This is a genomic window from Phyllobacterium endophyticum (genome assembly GCF_003010935.1).
GTDB classification, from domain to species: domain Bacteria; phylum Pseudomonadota; class Alphaproteobacteria; order Rhizobiales; family Rhizobiaceae; genus Phyllobacterium; species Phyllobacterium endophyticum.
Window position 1 is genome coordinate 956,578 of record NZ_PGGN01000001.1, and the last position, 25,055, is coordinate 981,632.

Here is a 25,055-nt window from a genome sequence, read left to right on the forward strand (position 1 = left end):
GAGAAGATGTGGGAGGTTGTGTTACGAGGTCGAGCTCGTTCTCTACCGCGAGCACCTCCAGACGGCGAAATACAAAAATCCTGCTGACTTCGTTGGAAAGACCGAGAAACGATGACCACCGAAAATGACCTGCCACTGGCTGGACTGCTCGTCGTCGACATGAGCCAGTTCCTTTCGGGGCCCTATGCTTCGCTGCGCTTGATGGATCTCGGAGCGCGAGTCATCAAGATCGAACGGCCGGATGGCGGCGATCTCTCACGCAGGCTCTACCTGAGCGATACAGAAATTGGCGGCGATTCGACGATATTTCATGCCATAAATCGCGCAAAGGAGAGCCTTGCGATCGATCTGAAGAATGATGCAGATCTCTTTGCCCTGAGGACCCTGCTGGGCAAGGCCGACGTGCTCATCCAGAATTTTCGGCCCGGTGTCATTCAGCGCCTGGGTCTCGATTACGAAGCGGTGAAGGCGCTCAACCCGCGTCTCGTTTATGCGAGTATTAGCGGCTATGGCGATGAAGGACCGTGGGTTTCTCGTCCCGGCCAGGATCTTTTGGCGCAATCGCGTTCGGGCCTGATGTGGCTGAATGGCGATGAGAGTCAAGGTCCTGTACCATTCGGCCTCGCAGTCGGCGATATGCTGGCGGGCGCGGCAATCGTGCAAGGCATATTGGCCTGCCTGGTGCGGCGCGGCGTCACCGGTAAGGGCAGTCACATCGAAACAAGCCTCATGGAATCGCTGGTGGACTTCCAGTTCGAAGTGTTGACGACGCATCTCAACGATGGCCGCCGCCCACCGAAGCGTTCGGATTTTCGCAGCGCTCACGCCTATCTTTCTGCGCCATACGGCGTTTATCAAACGAAGGACAGTTATCTGGCGCTTGCCATGACGCCTCTACCGAAGCTTGCTGACCTCCTCATGCTGGACGAACTGGCACCGTACCGTGATAAACCCGCCTCTTGGTTTACCGCCCGCGACGACATCAAGCGTATCATCGCCGCAAAACTCGAGACCCAGACCACCGGATATTGGCTTGCCATCCTGGAGCCGGCGGACATCTGGTGCGCCAAGGTGCTGAACTGGGAAGAACTTTTGCAAAGCGAAGGCTTCAAGGTGCTCGACATGCTTCAGACGGTCAGTCGGGACGATGATGTTTCCATTCTCACAACCCGCTCGCCGATCCGGGTCAACGGCCTGCGCCCAAAATTCGACCGCGCAGCACCGCGCATCGGCGAACACAGCGAAGCCCTTCGCAAGGAGTTTGGCCTTTGACCATAAAGCTGAAAGGCATGACTTGGAGTCATCCGCGCGGCTATGACCCGATGGTGGCCTGTTCGAGGCTTTGGAAAGAACAGACCGGCGTGGCTATCGACTGGGAGAAGCGCTCCCTGCAGGATTTCGAGTCATTTCCCGTCGAGGAACTGGCGCGTGAATATGATCTGATCGTCATCGATCATCCACATGTCGGGCAGATCACTGCCGAAAATTGTCTCGCGCCGCTTGATGTCCCGGGGAGAGAGGCCGAACTGCGATCCCTTGCCACGGGCAGTGTCGGGCAATCGTTCCCAAGCTATAACTGGCACGGAAGACAATGGGCGTTTCCAATCGATACGGCGGCGCAGGTTTGTGCATGGCGTCCTGATCTGCTCGAATCTCCGCCCGCGAGCTGGGACCATTTAGGTCCCCTGGCGCGGGCGGGAACAGTCCTTTTGCCGATGCGTCCGCCCCACTCACTGATGACATTTTATACATTGACCGGCAATCTCGGCAGGCCTTGTGCTGTCACCGGCGAGTTGATCAGCAGGGAGAGCGGCATTCGCGCGGTGGAGATGATCGGTGAGATCATTTCGATGATCGAACCGGCGTGCTTCGAAATGGATCCCATTGCCGTGCTGGAGAGAATGGCTGAGCCCGGCTCGCGCATCGCCTGTTCGCCGTTGATCTATGGCTACGTCAACTACGCCATCAAGGGTTTCGGGAATCACCTCGTGGCCTTTGCCAATATCCCCGCCGCAGGTTACGGGGGGCCAGCCGGTTCGGCGCTTGGGGGCACTGGCATCGGGGTTTCGGCGTTCTCGCCAAACCAGGACGTTGCAATCGACTTTGCCTACTGGATAGCCCGCGGCGACATACAACGAGGACCCTATGCATTCGCCGGCGGTCAGCCTGGCCATGCGGATGCTTGGGAGGACGACATCGTCAACGCAAGAACGACGAACTTTTATGCCGCAACGCGTGATACGCTCGAGCTTGCCTGGGTGCGTCCGCGTCACAATGGGTATATGGGCTTTCAGCACGCCGCTTCCGACCGCCTCAACGTCGGTCTTCTCAAACGGCACGGTGCTTCAGATATCGTCGACGATCTGAATAGACTTTATCAGCAAAGCTGGGCAGATCATTCCCGGCGCATCTGAGCTGCGCGTCCGTACTGACCCGGGCATACGCCGACGCCCTTCTGGCAATCGGCGGGGTTGACGACGGACCTCTCGGCTTCCCTCGGTGTCCAGGTGGCGTAGGAACCGCAGCCGGATATAAGGACACAACTCATCAGCATTGCATAAATCACACGTTTCATTTCCCGCACCCGTCTGCAATTCAATGCATTTTGATGTGCCGGAATCACGCGTGAAAGTCAAAGTTCTCGTGGATCAGTGAATGGCAACGCTACGCATATTTCTTTGGCTCATCGAGATGAAGCCCAGTAACGCCTGGGTGGGTGTTGATCGCTGTGATCACCGCGAGAGCAGCCAGGGAATTGACGTCGCGGTTGCCGCGATTGAAAGCCGTCATCACGGTTTCCGCAATGATCTTTGCCTCTTCATCCGAGCTTGATTTCACCACAAGCGTCTGCGCCGCCTTGTTATATGCGGCCTGCATCATATTCCAGTCATCCTCGGAGTACATTGGTTTGTGGGGATTATCGAAAGGCATGAAAACTTTACCCTTTTCAGTATTAATGTAGACCCCGACGAGGAATAAAATACCCGCTCAATTATGGCATGGCAAATCGAAAAAATTCACCCGCATTTGAGCGGCTTAAGGATTGTCGGCGCCCGAATGTGGCAAAGATGCCGTCAAATCGATTGCCGGGTCCATGATCAGGTCGTGGGTTCGGCTTCCGACCGTTCGCGAATGTGCCGGGACAATCGGGACCAGCGTTGGCTGAACCATGGCGTCACCAGTGAGATTTTCTCGAAGCGTTGACTGGCAAAGGAAGGATCGTGCTCCTCGAAGGTCCAGACCTTGAAAGTCGTGAGTTCATGTGGCCCGAACGTATGAATCAAAGGGATGTCGGCGGCGTCGCGGCCGCGAGCAACCACGATCCTGCCGATGCGGCGCTGGTTGTGACGAGCGTCGAACGTATGCCATTTCCCACCAAGATAGACTTCGAACCAAGCATTGAAATCCATTGGTGCCGGATCGGCCGGAACGCCGATATCTCCCATATAGCCGTTCACGTAACGCGCGGGTATGTTCATGCAGCGGCAGAAGGCGACGGCGAGATGTGCAAAGTCCCGGCAAACGCCAACCCGCTCTTCATGGGCCTGAGCCGCCGTGCGCGTCGAGCGGGCGAAGCCATAGCTGAACGTAAGGCGCTGGTTGACATAATCGGTGATCGCCTGGACCCGCGCCCAACCCGGTTTCATGTGTCCAAACAGACCCCATGCCAGATTGCTCAACTCGTCCGTTTCGCAATAGCGGCTGGCTGAGAGATAGGGCAGACACTCGGTCGGGAGCTGATCGACGCGATGCTCCTGTGCATTCTCATCGACGGCATCCGGCAGCCCGTCGTCCTTTACTACGGCATCGTATTTCAACGACAGATTCCCGGAGGGCGCGAGCATTCTTATGCAGTTGTTTCCGAAGAGATCACGGAATGTTTCGAGCTTCACTCCTGGCGTCGCAGTTGGTCCGCGCTCGCACTGAACGTCTGATACGCGTGCTGATTCAAGGTTGAGATAAGTCGTCATAGGGGTAGGTACGTTGCATCGAATTGCTATCTCATAACCGACACGGATCAACATCAGCGCTTTCCTTTTGAGCTTTTGATGAGAACGCGACTGACGGTCGCAAGTTCCGCGGCGGGGAATTTTATGGACCTGCAAGGAAAATGATCGATTCAGCTTTTGTTGACCATAAAGCGGGAGAATTTGAAACAAATCTGCCGGACCAAAGTTAATCGGTGAGAAAGGTTGCCGGTTCAGACTGTACCGGCACAGGAGTGACCGGGATGATGATGACTGCAAAGTATCAAGGTGCCCGCCCGCGTACCGCAGATGTGTTACGCCGGCAGGTCATGGACCCGGACTTTCGGAGCGTGGCCGAGACGGCCAAGCCGTCGCAGGCAGATCGCAGCATTCCCAAAGCGCTCCAGGACCTTCTGGACAGGCTGGATGCGGCGGAGAAGGCATGGCATGATCGACGCTAGTTGTGCACCTGGATCAAATTGCCAGACTGATGACCGCCACGGCCTGACTTTGCGTGGTTGATGAAACTGCCGAACGATAATGCAAACGTAACGAAAATCAGGAAAACGATGCCAAGACGCTGAACAAGCATGACAGATACCCCTTTGTAATTTGGCAAAGCGTATCGTCGTGCATGTGAACGTCGGCTGAACCCCGCGTTCACACGTCATTTATGTTCATTACTAAATCTAGCAATCGGACGGGTGACGTAACATCGGTCGTGATTTATGGTGCCTGGATGACGAAAGCCTTCGATGCAATCATCATTGGAGCCGGGCAGGCGGGACCGTCACTGGCGGGGCGCCTGACGGGCGCCGGCATGAACGTGCTCATGGTCGAGCGCAAGTTGTTTGGGGGCACCTGCGTCAATACCGGTTGCATGCCCACCAAAACCCTCGTCGCCAGCGCATATGCTGCGCATCTGGCACGGCGGAGCGCCGATTTCGGGGTGATCATCGATACGCCTGTTGGCATTGACATGAGGCGCATCAAGGAACGGGCAGACACAGTGACCCACAATGCGCGCACTGGCGTTGAAAATTACCTGCGCGGCATGCAAAACTGCACCGTTATCCAGGGCCACGCTCGTTTTACAGGGCCCCGCATGATCGAAATTGACGGCGAAGCTTTCGCAGCGGAGCGCATTTTCATCAATGTCGGCGGTCGGGCCAACGTTCCGGCAATGCCTGGTATCAATGACGTCGACATCCTGACCAATACGTCCATGCTGGCGCTCGACAGGGTGCCGAAACATCTTGTCGTCGTCGGCGGCAGCTATATAGGCCTTGAATTCGCGCAAATGTATCGGCGCTTCGGCGCTGAGGTGACCATCGTCGAGAAGGGTCCCAGGCTAATTTCACGCGAGGACGAGGACGTATCCGAAGCCATCAAGGGCATTATCGAGGGCGAGGGAATTTCCATACGGCTCGATGCCGAATGTATATCGTTCAAGCGTCATTCTGAGGGCGCGGAAGTCGGTGTCGATTGCAGGGCCGGTTCGCCGACCGTGATTGGCTCAGATGTTCTTCTGGCGATTGGCCGTCGGCCCAACACGGATGATCTGGGACTTGAGCGCGCTGGCATCGAGACCGATGATCGCGGCTATATACAGGTGAACGATGGGCTCGAAACGAATGTAGCCGGCGTGTGGGCGCTCGGCGACTGCAACGGGCGCGGCGCGTTCACGCACACCGCCTACAATGACTTTGAGATCATAGCTGCAAACCTCCTGGACGGCGCAGACCGTAAGGTCAGCGATCGTATTCTCGGCTACGCGCTCTATATAGATCCGCCGCTTGGCCGGGTGGGCCTCACCGAGGCACAGGCGCGAAAAACAGGGCGGCCAACACTGATTTCCAAAAGGCCGATGACCCGCGTCGGTCGAGCAGTGGAAAAGGATGAGACGCAGGGCTTCATGAAAGTCTTGGCGGATGCCGATACGCAAAAAATTCTTGGTGCCGCCATACTTGGGACTGGTGGCGACGAGGCGATCCACGGCATTCTCGATATCATGAACGTGGACGCGACATATGCCCAGTTGAAATGGGCCGTTCCCATACACCCTACGGTCTCCGAATTGATACCGACGCTGCTGGGCGATCTCAAGGAAGCCAACTGACGTGTAAGCGGTTGATTGACGTTTAGGTCAATCTGACTGTAACCTTTGCTATATTGATGCGGGCGTTTGCCTGTTCGCGCTTGAGTTATTGCTGATCACCGACGTAAGCGGCGGTTTTTTGCCGCCTTTGAATACTCGATTTTTCAATAGAATTTTAAATGTGAGATTATGTATTTGAGAAATTTTTGCGGTCTCATTGCGTTAGCCTTTCTGGCTACTATCAACACGGTTTCTGCACAGCAAGCGCCCGAATTGGTTCCGCAATCTCCGAAGACGCCGACTCAAACAGCCATTCAGCCGGAAGTGCGATCGGTCCAGTATCAGGATTGGTCTTATCGTTGCTTAGGCGTCAGGGCTGCTGACAATTCAATTGTTCCAAATTGCGAAGTTGCGCAAGTCGCTCAGGTCAAGCAAGGCGACAAAGACGTCAACGTCTTGACGCTTGCCATCGCCAGAACAGTGGCGGATCCGGCAAAGAAGCAAGCGGCGGGCCTTCTCCTGACGGCGTTGGTGCCGCTCAATGTTTTCCTGCCTTCAGGGTTCATGATCGATGTCGACGGTATCTCCGTTAGTGAATCCAGCTACCGCAACTGCAACGAATCGGGATGCTGGATTCAGCAGAAGCTGGACACGAAAGTCGTCGCTGCCCTGCAGAAGGGAGCGAGTGGCGGTGCTCGCCTGCGCCTGATGAATGGACAGAACGTCAACATCAAATTTTCGCTGAAGGGCCTGACGGACGCATTGACCGCTCTGCAGAAACCTGCGGGTTCCGAATAAAATGAGGGCTAGGCCATGACCTTCCGGCTCCGCATCGTGACCGCCGCCGTCATTTTGCAACTGTTCGCAATAGCGCAGGGTATCGCCCAGACACCCGCGGATGATTTCGCAAGAGAGAAGGCTCTCCAGGAGCAGACGCAGCGAATTGAGGCGTTGAAGAAGATGACGCCGCAGAACGCAGTCACGTCTACGCAAGAGGTGGACACTCTGCAGCCTGCCGCGGGCAAGTGCTTCGCCGTTGACCGGGTCGAGGTGGAGGGCATCAGCCAATTCTCGGCTGAGAGGGTCGCACCACTTGTCAAGCCATACGAGAAAACATGCGTCGGGCTCGCCGAGATCAATGCAGTGCTGCGCGATCTGACCTACCTCTATTTGGACAAAGGTTTCATCACATCGCGCGCCTATGTGCCGGAACAGGATATTGGCAAGACGCGGTTGCTGCGCCTGGTCGTCGTCGAGGGTAGGCTCGCAGACATCTACCTCAATGGCCATCCGGCGCCAAAATCCCATCTTTTGGCCACGGCTTTTCCGGCCCTGCGAGGAACGCTGACGAATATACGCGACGTCGAACAGGGGCTGGACCAAATCAACCGGCTCGCTTCCAACAACGCCAAGACCGCGATGCTGCCCGGCAAAAACGTGGACACGTCGATACTGAACGTTGAAAACAATCCGGGTTTTCCGCTGCACTTCTCAACGTCGAACAGCAATCTCGGGCAGTATTCAACGGGGCTTTCCAAGAGCGCGGCGTCGATTACGGGGGACAGCCTGCTCGGGCTCAATGAACAGCTTTCACTCGCGTACGAACACTCGGGACCTGATTACCCCTGGGGCAATGATGGTCACGGCAAAAGTGACAGCTATTCGGGTAGTTTCAGTATTCCTTATGGCTACTGGACGTTCTCGGCCAATGGCTCCTGGTACGAGTATAAGAGCAGCGTTCCGGCCAACTTCTCGACACCCGATACTTCTGGAGATTCCGGGCAGGCGGGAATTGGTGTCGACCGCGTCGTGGGGCGCGACAAGGATTCCATCACGACCGTCAAAACCAGTCTGACCTACAAGCAAACCAACAATTTCATGCTTGGCAGCAAGATCGATGTCGGTACTCGACAGTACACGGTCGGCAGCCTCGGCATCTCCCATTCGCGCCGAATGGGAAATGGGTTCTGGGTCTTCGATGCAAGCTTCGATCAAGGGATCGACCTGTTCGGATCTGTCGAAAAAGGTGAACCCGGAGCCGGAGAGGCCGATCCCCGTTTTTCCAAATTCAGCGCCACGATCAATGCAACGCGCCCCTTTGAACTAGTCCAGCAGCGATTTGAGCTGAGTTCAACAATAACGGGCCAATATTCACCGGATAATCTATTTGGCGCCGAGCAAATTTCCCTTGGCAGCAGCAGCAATGTGCGTGGCGCACGCGAAGCTCAGCTCTTCGGCAATAACGGCTTCTTCGTGCGCAATGAACTCCTTTGGCGCATCACGCCGTGGCAAGCCAGTCCTGCAATGGTGAAAGTTGTTGGCGAACTGCGCCCCTATGTCGGTATCGACTACGGCCATATCTATTCTCGACACCGGTTTGGCGTGGATGGCGGAGACATCACGGGCTGGACTGGCGGTATTCGAACTGCCGGCGGAAGACTGGGCGTCGACATAGGTTACTCGGACATTTTGGCGAGCAGCACCGGAACAGGGAATGGCGGCCTCCTATATTTCAACACCTCTTTACGGTTTTAGCCGCCCCTGACCAGGCGCCCACAGCTTGATAACACTTTTGAAAAACGAGACTATTTCATGACGAAGCAATATGTGCCCAAGGGCGCGACGTTGTCCCGCAGTCGCAAGCCGCTCCAGCAGTTTCTTGCCATGCTTCTCAGCGGTCTCCTCGGCCTGCAACCAGCATTGGTTCAGGCCCAGCAAATCACTCCAGATGGCAGTGCACCCGCCAGCAACCAACCGACCGTCACAACAGCGCCCAACAATGTGCCTCTGGTTGATATTGTTGCGCCAAATTCGATGGGTCTTTCCCACAACAAGTACAACGCGTTCAACGTTGACCAGCCAGGCGTCATTCTCAACAACTTCAAAAGCGAGGTTGGCGGTCCTTCGGTACTCGGTGGAACTTTGCCTGGCAATCCGCACTTGCGATCCTCCAGACCCGCTAGTGTCATTCTCAATGAGGTGACGAGCGGTAGTCGTAGCGCCTTGAACGGCCCCATCGAAATCTTCGGCACAAAAGCCGACCTGATCATCGCCAATCCGAACGGTATCACCTGTGATGGCTGCGGCTTTATCAATACACCGCGCATGACACTGACAACGGGCAAGCCTGACATTACCTCCGACGGTAGGTTGGGCGGCTTTAATGTTGATGGCGGCGATATCACGTTTAGCGGCAGAGACGCCAATTTTGCTACGGGCGATGGCAAGGTCGATCTGTTCGACGTCGTCTCCCGCACGGTTCAGGTCAATGGCAAAATCTATGGCAAGGATCTTCGCCTGACGGCTGGCCGCAACAAGTTTAGCTACGCCACACGCGACGCGACGGCGCTGACTGCAATTTCGGGTGCACCGGAATTTGCCATCGATGGTTCGGCCCTCGGCGCAATGCAAGCGGATACGATCAAGCTTGTCGTCACCGAAAAAGGCGCTGGTGTGCGCATGCGCGGCAACATGGCCGCGAGCGCGGGCGAACTGTCGCTTTCGGCCGATGGCAAAATCTCCATCGGCAGTGCTTCGGGAGCAGCGGGCGTCACCATGCGCTCGCAAAACAGCGTTGCCGCCAAGAGTATCACGTCGAAAAAGCGTGTCCTGGTTCATGCCGACAAGGGAATTACGCTGGATACTGTCGCTGGCGATGAGGAAATGGTGCTCGATGGAGGTCAGGGCCTGTTATCTATCACCGGTGAGGCAACAGTGCTGCACAATATCACGCTATCGGCGGCGGCAGGTGTCTCGGCTAAAAGACTGGATGCAGGACGTGACCTCGTTGTCGCCAGCACATCCGGGGATGTTGAGGTTGGCACCTTAGCCAAGAGCGGCAACAGCATGACGATCAACGCCGCCGGATCGATCAGCGCCGCCTCGCTCATAAGCACGAACAGCATGAACTTGAAAGCGGCGCGCAAGATCGCTGTTGCCGGCGCAGCGCAGGCGACGAGCAATATCGCCGCGACAGCTGCTTCCATCGCAGCAAACAGCATTGTATCCGATGCGGGAGACGTTTCGCTGACCGCCACTTCAGGCTTGGTCAACGTGCGAACATTGCTGTCAGCGGCGGGCGATTTAACCCTGACCGCAAGTCGGATTGATGCGCAAGACGTCCGGGGTCAAAAGACCATCACACTAAGCGGCGCGGTAGCTGTCAGCGGACAAATCCTGGGCGGCGGGAACGTCGCGATAATCGGCAGTGGTATCTCCGCCGGCCTGATCGCATCGGGTGTCGATTTCGCGAAGACCTTCGACACACACAAGGCCGCGCCATCCATTGTTCTGGCCAAGAGTGGGAATCTGACGCTCAACGCCGCATCGGGCGCTATCGATTTCGCGACACTGCTCTCGGCAGGCGCACTAAACATTACCGCCGCCAGCTTGACCGGCAATACGATCACAGCCGACGAATCCATTGGCATCAACGGCAATATCAATATCAAAAATGTACTGCGCGGCGGCCGCGATATCAGTGTTACCGGCTCGGGCATAAAAGCGGGGTCGATTATCTCCGGCATCGATTTTGCTGCAACGGAACGGTCGGGTTCCTTGGTGTTGACCAATACCGGTGATCTGACCCTAACCGCTTTGACGGGAAATATCGATGGCGGAGTATTGCTCTCAGCTGGCGCACTGACGGTCACCGCAGACAATTTCGTCGCGCAAAGCGTGAAGGCCAAGCACAAGATCACCCTTAGCGCCAACACCAACGTCAGCGAGTATCTTCGTGGCGGGCACGATGTCAGCATCACCGGTTCAGGCATCAGGGCCGGGTCAATTGTTTCGGGGGTGGATTTTCTCGCAACGGAAAAATCGGGTAAGGTGGTTCTCGGCACCACCGGCGATCTGACGCTTGTTGCGACGGTGAATGATATCGACGCCGGTAGACTACTTTCGGCAGGCAGATCAAGCGCGACTGCGGCGCAGAATATTGCGGCTAATGCTGTCAGTCAGCAAGCCTTGAGCCTCATTGCTGGCAAGGCCATAAGCCTGACCGGACAATCGGTTTCCGGCTCTGCAACTATCTTGAAAGCGGCTTCGATAACGATCGACAAGCTTATTTCCGGATACGATTTTGCTGCCAGCCGGAACGATCTGGTCGTGTCAAACGCGGGCTCCATGACATTGGAGGCGACAGCCGGATCCATCACGGCGGACAGTCTCACCAGCGGCGGCGATCTCAACGCCCGGGCTTTGCTCAACCTCACCTATAATTCCATGCAAAGCCATGGCGCTGTCTCACTTGCTGCTGAACATGGGGCTATCAGCCTCGACAGAACCACGGTTGCACAAGGGGATATTTCGCTAAGAGCGAAGAGCATCGATCTCAGCAACAATCGCAGCAAAGTTGCCACATCGCAGATGCTTTTCATCAACGCGGCGAATGCAAAGCTTGATCACAGTGCGTTTACCTTCGGGGGATTGACGCTTTCCGGTGTCGATAACCTCGACTTGTCCGACACGGTGCTCAGTGCGATCACCACGGAAGGTGGCCCCGGCAATATCGATCTGAAAGCCGTAACAATCATCACCACGGCGGCAACAGCGGTTCTGGCGCAGAACGATTTGATTGTGACGCTCGCCTCGCTGCAGAACAGGGGACAATTTGCTGCCGGCAACGATCTGACGTTCAACATTGCCGGCAATTTTACCAACACGTCAGAAGGGCTCGTCTATTCCGGCAGGGACATGAAGCTCTTGGTCCCGGGCGATGTTGTGAATGATCAAGGCGCGATTCTTGCAGGGCGCGATCTCAAGATTGCCGCTAATGACAATGATGGCAAGAACCGTTCCATAACCAATATTTCCGGCACGATAAAAGCCGAAAACGATGCAAGGATTTTTACCGAAAAGCTGACGAACAGGCGGTCGGCAGCGCCGACCCGGGAAAGAGTTCTGGTTTCAGATGATGTTGTCACCAAATTCGTGATCAATCCGGAGACTTGGGGCAAGCCTGTGGGGATATTGTTTGACGATCCCGACTATAAACCGCAGCAGCCCTTTTTCCCCGGAGAGTCTCAACTAAGCTCCGCAGAGTGGGCAAACAGACTCTACGGCATCATCACTTTTGCTGACGGTACTTCATTCCGTACCCGAGGAAACACGGCTCCGGACCGCGAGATGCCGTGGAATTGGACAAAGAGCTTTCATGGCGATGGCGAAATGTTGGCTTGGCTACGCGCCGAGCTGCCGAAAGATCAAGATGGCAATCTTGTTGTTGATGCGAATCGACCAACCAAGATCTTACTGCGTCATAACAAGGCGAAACAATTCGCCTGGTCTTTCCGGTGGGACGACAATACGCAGCTTCGCCAGACGGTTCATGAAGACCGCCTGACGGGCGATGGCGGCCCACAGGCGCTTATCCAGACAGGTCGCAATCTGACTGTCGATGCGACAGAGTTGAACAATGAATATAGCTCGATCGAAGCCGGCGGCAATGCCACCTTCGCAGGCACGACACTTAATAATCTCGGTGTTGCCCTCCATCGTACCACTTTGACACAGTGTGAGGCAAAGGGCGGGTGCGAAGTCTACGATGCGGCAGGAAATCGCAATGTTTTGAACGATCTCGGCGAGGGCGTCTCGAAACTGACCCGGGATGAGATGATCAATGCCGTGCCAGGCACTATCAAGGCGGCAGGGGAGCTCAAGACAACATTCAATATCGTCAACAACGCCATACCCGAAAATTTGGCGAGCGGTACCAAGCTTTCCGAAAGGGTCGATCCCAGGCAGCCGATCTCTTCGCTGAGGGACCTGACCGCCGGGGCGGCTTTGTTCACGCCCAATCCGGCGCTGGCAAGTCTCGACGCGGGTGCTAATCCTTCGGCACCCCTTTCCCCCGCAGCCGTTGCAGCCTTCATGGAAAAGCTTTCCGCCATTTCGCCCAAACCGCAATCGGGCGGCTTTGGCGGGACGATACCGGGCCAGGTTTTTCTCTACGAAACCCGCGCGGCCTTCCTCGACGTCGGCAAATTCTATGGCTCGAGCTATTTCATGAAGCGCATCGGCTATAAGCCCGAGCGCAGTGTTCCCTTTCTGGGCGATGCTTATTTCGAGAACCAGCTGATCGACCAGCAAATGCGCCGGCTTGTCGGGCAGGGTCTTGGCAAGGGATCTTTCATCCCCGGCAGTGACGCAATCGAGCAGATGAAGACCTTGCTCGACAATGGCCTTGCCTATGCCCAAGCGCACAATCTCAAAATTGGCGAGCAGCTTTCGCCCGACCAGGTGGCGGCCCTGACGCAATCGGTCGTGCTTTATGTCAAGCAGACCGTAAAAGGCGTCCAGGTACTTGCGCCGGTCGTTTATCTTGCCAACACCGACAAAGCCAATTTGACCGTTGCCGGGGCACTCATCTCCGGTGGCTCGGTCGATATGAACGTCGGCAATGTCAATAATTCCGGTGTCATTGCCGCCAAGGCCAACCTCAAACTCGCCGCCACCAATATCAAGGCGGATGGGGGCAGTTTCATCGCGGGCGGCAATGCCGATCTTTCCGCATCCGGATCGATGACATTAAAGGCCCGCACGCTGAATGTCGCCGGAACCAATGTGGTCATTCCTGATGGCGGTGTTCAGGCGGGCCGCAATGTGACACTGCACGCTAATGATAATCTCACCGTCCAGGGCGCGACGGTCGCGGCGGGCGGCAATGCGGCGCTGACAGGCAAAGGCATCACGCTTGATGTCGTGAAGGTTGACAACAAAGGCTCGCAATATGCGACCGGGGCAAAGGTCGAAACTGGCGGCAGCCTGTCGATTGCGGCAAATGACAATGTCAATGTCATCGGCAGTTCCGTCAAGGCCGGAACATCGCTGGATGTAGCGGCCACCAACGGCTCGGCCAATGTCGTTACCGCCGATGTCACGCACAGAATAGGCAACAGAAATTCCACATGGCAGCAACAGTCGGAACTTCTCTCGGGCGCGGGTACGAAGATCACGGCGGGCGACGATATTCTCCTGTCGGGCACCAAGCTCAGGGCTGGCGGCGATGTGGCGCTGAAAGCCGGTGACGACATCAATATCACCGCCGCGCAAAATCAAAGCGCGACGAAGGCGGGCGGAAACTCTTCCTCTTCCATCAACCATACGGGCTCGGAAATCATTGCTGGCGGCAGCATCACTGCAAATGCCGGTAATGATGCCAAGGACGGCGACCATGATCTTAGCATAATCGGCTCGAAGCTTCAGGCCGCCGGCAAGGTTGATCTTAAAGCTTCCGACGATGTTACAATTGCCGAAGCCACGGACAGCTCTGTCGTTGATACGGAAACCCGCAAGAAGCGCGTTTTTTCCTCCAGCAAGTCCTCCACCCACACCGAAACATCAACAGCTGTCGGTTCGTCCATCGCCGGCGGGCAGGGTATCGATGTCACCTCGGGCGGCGACACGACAATATCGGCATCGAAGCTGAGAGTGGGCAATGACAACGGAAAGGCGGACCTGAACATCACCACTGGTGGTGATCTCGTCGTCGCTTCGGGCAAGGACACGCGTGAACGCCATGACAAATCCAGCGGCAAGGGCTTCCTGACCAAGAAGTCCGCATCGCTCGACAGCTACGATGAACGCACTGTCGGATCTGACCTTGATGCCACGGGCAATGTCACCCTGAACGCAGGCAAAAACGCCGTCATCTCCGGCTCGAAGGTCACAGCGGGGGAAACAATCCATGTTGAAGGCGACAGCGTGTCGATCATCGGCGCGGAAGAAGACCATGCACTGCAAACGCAGCAGAAGAAATCCGGCCTGTTTGCCGGCTCCGGCGATGGCTTTTATTCGATCTGGGGCAAGTCGCAAAAAGACAATGCGAGTAGCTCGACACTGAATGCCGGGTCGCAGCTTTCTGCCGGTAAGGATGTGACGCTGAACGCGCGCTGGAGCGACATAAACATCATCGGTTCCAATGTCGATGCGAAGAACGACATCGTGCTCGATGCAACGCGCGATGTGAACATTCTCCCCGGCGCGGAAAGCATGTCGCAATCGGAGCAGCAGAAGCGCTCCGGCTTTGGCGTGCAAGTCAACTCCGGCGATGGCTCGGTCTCGATCGGCATAGGCTACGGCTCGGCGACCGACAGCACGCGGCAGGGATCGAACACCAATGCGGTGTCGTCGCTCTCCGCCGGACATGATCTGAAGATCACCGCTGGTAGGGATCTGAACAGCCAGGGCGGACAGCTTTCGGCGGAGCACGATCTTGCCCCGCGTGCCGGGCGCGATATGAACTTCTTGTCCGTTCAGGACAAGACCAATTACGAGGCGATGCATGAGAAGCTCTTCGCCGGGGTTTCGCTGTCAGTTTCATCAAGTGTTGCCTCCACCGCGCAGAGCGTCACCGATGCGGCGAAGAAAGTCAGCAAGGTCTCCGACGGCTATAGTGCTGCCAATGCCGCCTTTGCTTCCCTCAAGGCCTATGACGCGCTGGATAATATCGCCAAGGGCGGCAATCTTGCCTCGGTGTCGCTGACAGCAGGGTTTACCTATGAGAAGCAAAAAAGCCAGGGCGAGACCTCCATACCGATCCCGACCACGCTTCGCGCCGGACATATGATCGATTTCGATGCAGGGCGTGATCTCATCGGCAAGGGCGTGCAGATGACTGCCGGGGTCAATGCTGCAGGCAACGATATTTCCGATCCCGCAGATGAGAACTCCGGCAAGATCAAGTTCAAGGTCGGGCGCGATCTTGTCCTCGAAAGCGCGCAGGCAACCAATTCAGCCTCATCCAGCAATAAAAGTGCGGGTGCCAATCTCGGCGTCTCGGCTGGTCTTGGTATCACGGACCCGAATATCGGCCTCACCGGCGGCTTCAACTTTGGCTCGGGCAGTTCCAATTCCAACGGCACCACGCAGCTTAACGCCCATGTCAACGCCAAACATATTGAGCTTGATGTCGGCAATGACGCGATTTTGCGGGGCGCGGTGGTTTCCGCCGATGATGTCAAGGCGAGGATCGGCGGGGACCTGACGATCATCTCCGTGCCCGATACGGGCACCAGCAAAGACAAATCCGCCGGTTTCGGCATGCAATTTTCAAGCTCGCTCGATCTCGGCTCGTCTCTGTCGGGTGGCATGCCGGACCTTGGCGATCAGCTTTCCAATCTCTCTCCCTCCTCGCTCAACCCATCCGGTGGGCGCGGTTCGGGCACCACCAGCTGGATCACCGAGCAGTCAGGCCTCGTATCGAAACACAGGATGGATGTGGAGGTCGAAGGCGACACGCTGATCGACGCCGGCAAGATCGTCTCGGACGATGGCGATCTCAAGCTCAAGACCGCAACGCTGACCCACAAGGATTTTGACGGCGAGAAGCGGTTCGAGGGCGGCAGCCTCGATCTTTCCATTGATGTGACCGGCAAATCGCACAAGCCGGACCCGGACAATCCCGCGCGCAACGATACACTTGAGGGCAGCTTTAAGCTCGACGACACGCGCCAGAAAGTGCGCGCGACGGTGGGGCCGGGCGTGATCGAAATCACCGATCCGCAAAAACAGGCAAAGCTTGAGGAAGCGGGCACAACCCCTCCGCTGTCCGAACTCAACCGCGACCCCGATGCGGCGATGGAGATCACCAGGGACAAGCATGTCGATCTCGAGGTGTATCTGTCGAGCGAGAGCGTGAAGGCGGCAGCAGATGCGCTCGATGTGATCGGCAAATCGCTTAGTCACATCATTACTGAAATGACCGGCAGCCTCAAAGACAGCGGCAACCTGTCAGCAGAAGCTGCCAAGAAGCTGACGAATATTTTTGAGGGGATTGAAAGCAAGAACCTTGATCTTGCACAGGTGCTGGGCTGTGCAGGCGGGAAACAGGGATTCAATCTGCTCGATCTCATTGTATCGAGTGCGCACGCCCAGACTGCAGGATGCGCTTACACCGGCGTCGACGGACGCGGCTACACGCTCTCCGATGACGAGTACGAGAAATGCCTGCAAATCCTCGCCAATGGCGTTCGTCTGCGCGTGCAAGGCGGCGGTACCGAAGACTCCTGGTTGCCGAGAATAGCCGACATTGCCAATGCAATCCGCAAACTCGACGGCACGATCGGTATCGGCGATCACAGCGGCAGCGAAACAGCTCTGGCGTGGAGCGGACTAACGCATCAATTGACGCGCGGTGCTATCTTAAAGGCGCTCGGCAATGACGGACTTGCTGCTTACGACAAATATACGGCGGACGTCGCATCCGGTCTTGGCACGGTCAAGGACGAGCTTAGTCAATATCTGACGAAGCTTGGCGAGCGGAACGGCTTCAGCGCTACTGAAATCGCGGACATGAAATATATCGCTGGCGCGGGTATCACTGCGGTCTCGGTGATCGTGCGTGCCAAGGGAGAACATGAGCATCATATCTGCACCAACAAGAATTGCATTTCAACCGCGGCTGGGGGACCATGGACACCGCTCTTCAAACAGATATTCAAAGATGCGGATATGAATTTGGAGGATGCCGTCAATAAAGTGCATGTGCCCGGGCATAAAGGACCACATCCGCGGGAATACCATGAATATGTGTTTGATAAGCTTAAAGATGCCTTATCCGGCATAAAGCCTCACACTCCAGAATACCGAACCGCGTTAGAAAACACATTGAACAAAATTCGGCAAGAAGCAGTTACCCCGGGGACGCAGGTCAATAACTGGCTGACAAAAGGGCGTGGATGATATGGCAAGATTTTATCGTTTACGCGATGACATTGATTTTCCATGCCGCTGGTATCTGGGGCATGTCAGAGGAATGAAACTTAAATCAGGCGATGACTGGAAGTTTACAACAGCAGATGGAGTGGCGCATTTGTCGGCTTTAGGAGAGGATAAATTCATCCTCGACATGAACGAATTTGGTCCGGCCGACGGTAGTGCGATGGACTTTACCATAGCGGCACACGATGTACCCATCGTGAGCGCCACGTTGAAGGACGCTTTGTTCTTTGTCGATGGGTTGTATTATTATGCAGTCGCTATTCCTGAAAAGCCATCAGCAAGTCCACACTACTATGCGATGGCAACTGATAACTTTATCGATTGTTTTGATGAGAGAAAATCCGTTTTTAGTATCTTTACTCCCGACGACCCGGTCCGCCCGGATAGAGCGGGCGATTATCATTCGGTCATCAAGCTGATCATAGATCCAGCGAAAGCTGTTGGGCACGACATTTTCCGTATCAAACGATATCCAACAGCCCTCATCGTCAGCGAACGCGTCAAAATAACACTTGAACGGGGTGGCTTCACCGGACTGGACTTTCGGCTTTGCACAGAATGATTGAGCTTTGATGCGTCAGCGGTCTACGTGCTTAGGGCTCTCATGTGCCAACGACAATCGTCCGCTTCGGTTGATCATCGGGCCCTGGTACCATCACCCTGAACGCGGGCAAAAACGCCGTCATCTCCGGCTTGAAGGTCACAGCCGGCGAAACGATCCATGTCGAAGGCGACAGCGTTTCGGTGATCGGCGCGGAAGAAGGCCATGCGCTTCAGACGCAGCAGAAGAAATCCGGCCTGTTTGCCGGCTCCGGCGATGGCTTTTATTCGATCTGGATATAGAACAGCGCTTCAACAATCAGATTATCAAATGGGCTAAGGAGCGGGGGGGATGACTTATGCTCAAATCTCCCAAGCGGATTTTTTGAAAGGTGGTCTCTACACGGAGGTTCTCGGTTGCTGGACGCACATCTCTGATTTTTCCGGCGATGTGAAGGATGCAATTTTTGGACGGTCCGACGATGTAGCACCCGATTACTATACGCCGATCGCAAAAGGCAAGGAGTGGCTGTTCGAACTGACCTGCAAGCACCAGCCGCGCACCGGCGCGCTTTTGATGGCGGGCGGGCCGCTGTTTGTGCGCGTTAAACGACGCAGTGACGGCGGCTTGCCAGCATTGCATATGGGTCTTGAGGTGCGCGACAAGGTGGTGCTTATCAGCCGCGATTTCTGGGGCGATAATCCCTCCGATCCCGACTATCAGGCGAATATTGACCGAATAACGGCGTTTCTCACCAAGCGCGACGGCAAACCCAATCACGCTGAACAGCGTCAACTCAGCCTGCCGCTGCCGATCCGCGAGGCCTATTATACCCGCTTCGATGGCATGGATATTCCGGACGATGAGGTCGTTGGCATATATTCGCGCTTTCTGCCATATCCCGTCGGCAGGCCATGGCAATCTTGGGATGGTTATCTCAAGAATTTCCGCGGCTACAAGAAGCGCTATATCCCCTGGCTGGAGGATCGGCTTGGCATTGTGCCGACGCCGTTCGACCGCAAATACGCCTATATCAGCTTCATGATGTTCATGGCGGCGGGCCCCAACCCCGCCGGGCGCGAGGGCGATGTGTTCTTCGTGAAAAACGCGGATGGCATGCAAGACGGCGTAATCTATCACATCAAGGATGCACATATCGAGAACATGCGCATTCTTTCCGAGCCGGCCGAAGCCATCGATCGTTATTGCGAACATGTACTGCTGGAGCGCGAGGGAAGATTCGATTTCCTGCCCTATACCAGCGAGATGTAAGGTCTGAACACTCCGTCCGTAGCAGCCGAATAGCTAGCGCACGTCCGCCCGCATGCGAGCCACCGATGGCTTTGATATCAATGTGGCGGGCAAGACCAAGCTTACCGGCGGCCTGATTACTTCGAAGGCACCGAAAGAGGCGAACCTGCTTCAAACTGGCACGCTGGAAACCGCAGATATCGACACTCATTTCCACATGGAACGCCGATAGCTGGGGCGGGGGGATAAACGGGACGGCTCTCATTGTCTCGCCACATCTGCATCAGGGAGAAAATGAAACCGGCAAAGCGCTTTCGGCGATTTCTCCGGGCGAAATCATCATCACGAATCCTGACCATCAGACGCAGGATATCGCCTCTCTCAACCGCGATACCAGCGATACCAACACCTCACTGCCGGATGTTCCCGAGCTAAAATCCATCCTTGCCGAGCAATACAAGACGCAAAAGCTCTATGACGACGCTGCCGCTAAGGCCGCCAGGGTTACCGGCGATTGGGCGAGCCAGCTCGAACATGGTGCCACCAGCGATGCGGACAAGGCATTCTGGGCCGAAGGCGGGCCTGGCCGGGTGGCGCTGCATGCGCTGGCTGGCGGGCTTTTAGGCGGTGTGAACGATCTTTCCGGTGTGGGCGCGGTTCGGGCACCACCAGCTGGATCACCGAGCAGTCAGGCCTCGTGTCGAAACACAGGATGGATGTGGAGGTCAAAGGCGACACGCTGATCGACGCCGGCAAGATCGTCTCGGACGATGGTGACCTAAAGCTCAAGACCGCAACGCTGACCCACAAGGGCTTCGAGGGCGAGAAGCGGTTCGAGGGCGGCAGCGTCGATCTTTCCATCGATGTGACCGGCAAATCCGACAAGCGGGACCCGGACAATCCAACGCGCAATGATATGCTGGAGGGCAGCTACAAGCTCGACGACACGCGCCAGAAAGTGCGCGCGACGGTGGGGCCGGGCGTGATCGAGATCACCGATCCCACGAAACAGGCAAAGCTTGAGGAAGCGGGCACAACCCCACCGCTGTCCGAACTCAACCGCGACCCCGATGCGGCGATGGAGATCACCAGGGACAAGCATGTCGATCTCGAGGTGTATCTGTCGGGGGAGAGTGTGAAGGCGGCATTGAAGGCCGGGGCTGCCGTCACGGAAATCATCGGCGGCGTGCTCGAACATGTACGCGAACCGGCGCTGGCAAAGGCGATCCGCAGTAAGGATATCGACCCGGCCGATGCTTTGCGGCAATTGCAGTCGGGTGCATGCGGCGAGCAACGCGGCGATACATTCTTTCTGTGGGAATGGATTGTGCCGTCCGCTCATGCCGCTGATTGCATCATCAAGACAATCAAGGGCGATGCGATTGTCATCCATGACCGCCTTGGCTGCATCGAAGCGCTGGGACTGACGCTTTACAATCAGGTCGCTGGCGTTCCGCTGAATGGCGACAAGTTTGCCAAGGGGTTAATCAAGGGCGCGGGCGAGCAGGGCGAGGAATTCATCGCTCTGGTATCGAACCCATCCGGGTTGATGAAGACCACGTCCGGCGTCGCGTTCGAGTTCTACCAGGACCCGAAGGCGGCGGCGCTGAAATATGGCGTGGAAACGGCCGCTGGCTTGCAGGAAAAATCCCTGCTTTATGTCAAATCGCTGGCCAATGGTGATTATGAAGCGGCCGGCAAGGCGCTTTCCGGGCTAGCCATTGACCTTGCCGTCAAGGTCGCCGCACCGGCGGCAGGCGCTGGCCTTGCAACGCTGAAAATTGCCGATAAAATCACGGCGCTGAAGAAGATCGAGGCGGTCGAGAAGGCGGCTGTGCTTGAAAGGGCGGCGCGGCCAAAGCTGACGATCAAGGACCATAAGGTCGATCATCAGGCATTTGTGAATGATCTGGTCAAGCAATTAAAGGATCTAGGTTATCAAGTTGGAGCGAACCCATATTTCAAAGTTGCCTGTGGAACAAGCCACTGCAAACCGGACATCATCTACAGAACACCAAGCGGCAAGGTTAGCATTGTCGAAGTGAAGACAGGAGATGCCAGCCTTTCAATCAGGCAAAGTGAAATCTTCCCGCAAATTAGGGATGGGAATTCTGTTCCGACAGGAAAAACAGCCGCTGATCTCGGTTTAATTCCGGGAGTTCCTCTAAAAGATCAAGGTTATCCTAACGGTATTCCAATCTATGAGCAACGTTTCCCAGGACCACATTGATGCTGCAGAATGATATTGTTTTGGCCTTTAAAAAGCTGGGTTGGCAAACCGGCAAAGACGATGCTGGTGATAATTATGCCATTTTTGATATTGGGAATATTCAACTGCAAATAATTCCACGATTACGTCCCATATGGGGAGGCAAGAGGCTTGCATGCGTCAGATCAGTCACAACAAAAAAATTTACGAGTGCTTGCACAAAAATATTTCATAGAAATACTGAGAAGCACCCGCATAATCCGTTGGTACGTGGTGACGAAGATTTAATCCAGCAAGATTACACGTTCAAAGATATCAGGGCATTGTCAGAACGTCTGATCGAATGGGCAAAAATCCAGGACGTTGATCCGGCGCTGAAACGCCTGCGTGAGTTGCCGACTGATTCAAAAGGCACGGAACCGTTGTATCACCTCGCCGCGCTTGCCCTCGCTGGCGATGTGGACAAACTTGAATATTACCAGCGTAGCTTCGAGGCGGGCGACCGACTGGGCTTTGTGCCGTATATCTCGAAGGAAATGATCGACCGCGCTGTGGAGATCGCAAAAGATACCTCTTCACGCATATCTACGGAGTAGCGTTGGCGTGTCAACGGTTGTCAATGGCTTCCCGCCAACGACAATCTAGTTGCGCCTAGCGTTGCGCTTGGCTTCAACTTTGGCTCGGGCAGTTCCAATTCCAACGGCACCACGCAGCTTAACGCCCATGTCAACGCCAAACATATTGAGCTTGATGTCGGCAATGACGCGATTTTGCGGGGCGCGGTGGTTTCCGCCGATGATGTCAAGGCGAGGATCGGCGGGGACCTGACGATCATCTCCGTGCCCGATACGGGCACCAGCAAAGACAAATCCGCCGGTTTCGGCATGCAATTTTCAAGCTCGCTCGATCTCGGCTCGTCTCTGTCGGGTGGCATGCCGGACCTTGGCGATCAGCTTTCCAATCTCTCTCCCTCCTCGCTCAACCCATCCGGTGGGCGCGGTTCGGGCACCACCAGCTGGATCACCGAGCAGTCAGGCCTCGTGTCGAAACACAGGATGGATGTGGAGGTCAAAGGCGACACGCTGATCGACGCCGGCCAGATCGTCTCGGACGATGGTGACCTAAAGCTCAAGACCGCAACGCTGACCCACAAGGGTTTTGACGGCGAGAAGCGGTTCGAGGGCGGCAGCGTCGATCTTTCCATCGATGTGACCGGCAAATCGCACAAGCCGGACCCGGACAATCCAACGCGCAATGATGTGCTGGAGGGCAGCTACAAGCTCGACGACACGCGCCAGAAGGTGCGCGCGACGGTGGGGCCGGGAACGATCGAAATCACCGATCTGCAAAAACAGGCAAAGCTTGAGGAAGCGGGCACAACCCCACCGCTGTCCGAACTCAACCGCGACCCCGACGCGGCGATGGAGATCACCAGGGACAAGCACGTCGATCTCGAAGTGTATCTGTCGGGGGAGAGTGTGAAGGCGGCATTGAAGGCCGGGGCTGCCGTCACGGAAATCATCGGCGGCGTGCTCGAACATGTACGCGAACCGGCGCTGGCAAAGGCGATCCGCAGTAAGGATATCGACCCGGCCGATGCTTTGCGGCAATTGCAGTCGGGTGCATGCGGCGAGCAACGCGGCGATACATTCTTTCTGTGGGAATGGATTGTGCCGTCCGCTCATGCCGCTGATTGCATCATCAAGACAATCAAGGGCGATGCGATTGTCATCCATGACCGCCTTGGCTGCATCGAAGCGCTGGGACTGACGCTTTACAATCAGGTCGCTGGCGTTCCGCTGAATGGCGACAAGTTTGCCAAGGGGTTAATCAAGGGCGCGGGCGAGCAGGGCGAGGAATTCATCGCTCTGGTATCGAACCCATCCGGGTTGATGAAGACCACGTCCGGCGTCGCGTTCGAGTTCTACCAGGACCCGAAGGCGGCGGCGCTGAAATATGGCGTGGAAACGGCCGCTGGCTTGCAGGAAAAATCCCTGCTTTATGTCAAGGCGCTGGCCAATAGCGATTATGAAGCGGCCGGCAAGGCGCTTTCCGGCCTTGTCGTTGACCTTGCCGTCAAGGTCGCCGCACCGGCGGCAGGCGCTGGCCTTGCAACGCTGAAAATTGCCGATAAGATCAAAGCACTGAAGAAGATCGAGGCGGTCGAGAAGGCGGCGCAGCTTGAAAGGGCGGCGCGGCCAAAGCTGACGATCAAGGACCATTACGAACATCACAAAGCTTTTGTCGATGATTTGGTCAAGCAACTGAAAAATGCGGGATATACTATTGGAGAGAACCCGATTTTCAAAAGTGCCTGCGGGGTAGGCTACTGCAAACCGGATATCATCTTCAGAACGCCAAGTGGCAAGGTGAGTATTATCGAGGTCAAGACCGGTGATGCCGGTCTTTCAATCCGACAAAGCGATATCTTCCCGCAGATACGGGACGGGAATTCGATCCCGACTGGACATGTCGCATTTCAGCTTAAGTTGACGCCCGGCGTAGCCTTAAAAGACCAAGGTTACCCAAATGGCATCTCAATATTCGAACAACGTTTTCCGGGGGCGCTGTGATGCTTAAAAATGATGTTCACCTTGCCTTTAAAGAACTCGGTTGGCGTATAGGAAAAGACGAGGGCAGAGATCATTATGCCATTTATGGTCTTGGCAAAACTCTCGTTCAAGTCATTTTGCGATTGGAGCCAAGAAGAGAGGGAAAGAGACTTTTATGTTATTTCTCTATGTCACCATCGGATTTCATTAGTGCTGTTGCAGAGATATCCTCCAGAAAATGGGAGCATGTGCCATTCATCACAGGACAGGAAGACCTTCGCCAGACCGACTTTACATTTGAAGACATTCGCGTTTTATCTAATCGTTTGATCGAATGGTCGAGACAACAAGACATTGAATCCTCCATGAAACGGCTGCGTGAGTTGCCGGCTGATTCAAAAGGCACGGAACCTTTGTATCACCTCGCCGCGCTTGCCCTCGCTGGCGATGTGGACAAACTTGATTATTACCAGCGTAGCTTCGAGGCGGGCGACAGACTGGGCTTTGTGCCGTATATCTCGAAGGAAATGATCGACCGCGCTGTGGAGATCGCAAAAGATACCTCTTCACGCATATCTACGGAGTAGCGTTGGCGGGTCAACGGTTGTCAAGGGGGCTTTCCCGCCAACGACAATCTAGTTGCGCCTAGTCGTTGCGTTTGGCTTCAACGTTGGCTCGGGCAGTTCGTGCGTTACGGGCGATCGTCACTGAC

17 protein-coding genes and 2 pseudogenes are annotated in these 25,055 nt (G+C 55.9%); 16 read left to right on the forward strand and 3 right to left on the reverse strand.

The genetic code is table 11. From position 1 onward, the window contains the following. Positions 1-13: 13 nt before the first annotated feature. The 3 genes and pseudogenes from CU100_RS27140 to CU100_RS04525 form a co-directional block, all read left to right on the forward strand. Positions 14-115, forward strand: a pseudogene (locus CU100_RS27140) (amine oxidase); the annotation flags it as partial. Continuing rightward, entirely contained in the window at positions 112-1,272 is a 1,161-nt protein-coding gene (locus CU100_RS04520) for a CaiB/BaiF CoA transferase family protein (protein ID WP_106715306.1), read from the forward strand. The pseudogene CU100_RS27140 and the gene CU100_RS04520, both read left to right, overlap by 4 nt. Further along, the gene (locus tag CU100_RS04525; protein ID WP_183635484.1) at positions 1,269-2,414 is read left to right on the forward strand and encodes an ABC transporter substrate-binding protein; all 1,146 of its coding nucleotides are present in this window, start codon (positions 1,269-1,271) and stop codon (positions 2,412-2,414) included. Before CU100_RS04520 ends, CU100_RS04525 begins: the two co-directional genes overlap by 4 nt. Before the next feature lie 250 nt (positions 2,415-2,664). Here CU100_RS04525 and CU100_RS04530 read toward each other — a convergent pair whose 3' ends face one another. Next, the gene (locus tag CU100_RS04530) at positions 2,665-2,880 is read right to left on the reverse strand and encodes a hypothetical protein (RefSeq protein ID WP_146141791.1); all 216 of its coding nucleotides are present in this window, start codon (positions 2,878-2,880) and stop codon (positions 2,665-2,667) included. Between the two features lie 218 nt (positions 2,881-3,098). Continuing rightward, positions 3,099-4,025, reverse strand: a complete 927-nt coding sequence (locus tag CU100_RS04535) for a transglutaminase-like domain-containing protein (RefSeq protein WP_106715308.1) — start codon at positions 4,023-4,025, stop codon at positions 3,099-3,101. Positions 4,026-4,231: 206 nt separating this feature from the next. Between CU100_RS04535 and CU100_RS04540 the strand changes: the two genes are divergently transcribed. After that, positions 4,232-4,429 carry a hypothetical protein gene (locus CU100_RS04540; protein ID WP_106715309.1) on the forward strand — a complete coding sequence of 66 codons (198 nt, stop codon included), beginning with the start codon at positions 4,232-4,234 and terminating at the stop codon, positions 4,427-4,429. Here CU100_RS04540 and CU100_RS27460 read toward each other — a convergent pair. Beyond that, positions 4,426-4,560, reverse strand: a complete 135-nt coding sequence (locus CU100_RS27460; protein WP_280951578.1) for a hypothetical protein — start codon at positions 4,558-4,560, stop codon at positions 4,426-4,428. The two genes, CU100_RS04540 and CU100_RS27460, sit on opposite strands and share 4 nt — an antisense overlap. A 147-nt stretch (positions 4,561-4,707) precedes the next feature. On the opposite strand from CU100_RS27460, the gene CU100_RS04545 reads away from it, so the two are divergent. From CU100_RS04545 to CU100_RS04590, 12 genes and pseudogenes are all read left to right on the forward strand, one after another. Next, entirely contained in the window at positions 4,708-6,087 is a 1,380-nt protein-coding gene (locus CU100_RS04545) for an FAD-containing oxidoreductase (protein ID WP_106716008.1), read from the forward strand. A 168-nt stretch (positions 6,088-6,255) separates the two neighbouring features. Continuing rightward, positions 6,256-6,864 carry an invasion associated locus B family protein gene (locus tag CU100_RS04550; protein WP_106715310.1) on the forward strand — a complete coding sequence of 203 codons (609 nt, stop codon included), beginning with the start codon at positions 6,256-6,258 and terminating at the stop codon, positions 6,862-6,864. Between the two features lie 15 nt (positions 6,865-6,879). Further along, on the forward strand, positions 6,880-8,601 hold the full coding sequence (locus CU100_RS04555) for a ShlB/FhaC/HecB family hemolysin secretion/activation protein (protein ID WP_106715311.1): 1,722 nt from the start codon (positions 6,880-6,882) through the stop codon (positions 8,599-8,601). Between the two features lie 57 nt (positions 8,602-8,658). Then, positions 8,659-17,751: a hemagglutinin repeat-containing protein gene (locus tag CU100_RS04560; protein ID WP_106715312.1), complete on the forward strand. Its 9,093-nt coding sequence runs from the start codon at positions 8,659-8,661 to the stop codon at positions 17,749-17,751. Position 17,752: 1 nt separating this feature from the next. Continuing rightward, positions 17,753-18,352 (forward strand): imm11 family protein, encoded by a 600-nt coding sequence (locus CU100_RS04565; RefSeq protein ID WP_146141792.1) that lies wholly within the window; start codon positions 17,753-17,755, stop codon positions 18,350-18,352. A 131-nt stretch (positions 18,353-18,483) separates the two neighbouring features. Further along, complete coding sequence (locus CU100_RS26720) at positions 18,484-18,633, forward strand: hypothetical protein (RefSeq protein ID WP_170113727.1); 150 nt, start codon at positions 18,484-18,486, stop codon at positions 18,631-18,633. A 49-nt stretch (positions 18,634-18,682) separates the two neighbouring features. Next, the gene (locus CU100_RS04570) at positions 18,683-19,603 is read left to right on the forward strand and encodes a hypothetical protein (RefSeq protein ID WP_106715314.1); all 921 of its coding nucleotides are present in this window, start codon (positions 18,683-18,685) and stop codon (positions 19,601-19,603) included. A 52-nt stretch (positions 19,604-19,655) separates the two neighbouring features. Beyond that, positions 19,656-19,814: a hypothetical protein gene (locus tag CU100_RS26725; RefSeq protein ID WP_170113728.1), complete on the forward strand. Its 159-nt coding sequence runs from the start codon at positions 19,656-19,658 to the stop codon at positions 19,812-19,814. A gap of 465 nt (positions 19,815-20,279) precedes the next feature. Then, on the forward strand, positions 20,280-21,812 hold the full coding sequence (locus CU100_RS04575; protein ID WP_146141793.1) for a hypothetical protein: 1,533 nt from the start codon (positions 20,280-20,282) through the stop codon (positions 21,810-21,812). Continuing rightward, a complete protein-coding gene (locus CU100_RS04580) occupies positions 21,812-22,387 on the forward strand; it encodes a DUF6990 domain-containing protein (RefSeq protein WP_106715316.1) in 576 nt (191 codons plus the stop codon). Before CU100_RS04575 ends, CU100_RS04580 begins: the two co-directional genes overlap by 1 nt. 72 nt (positions 22,388-22,459) lie before the next feature. Then, positions 22,460-24,364: pseudogene (locus CU100_RS04585) on the forward strand (hemagglutinin repeat-containing protein); the annotation flags it as partial. Continuing rightward, positions 24,364-24,930, forward strand: a complete 567-nt coding sequence (locus CU100_RS04590) for a DUF6990 domain-containing protein (protein ID WP_146141795.1) — start codon at positions 24,364-24,366, stop codon at positions 24,928-24,930. The pseudogene CU100_RS04585 and the gene CU100_RS04590, both read left to right, overlap by 1 nt. Positions 24,931-25,055 lie beyond the last annotated feature (125 nt).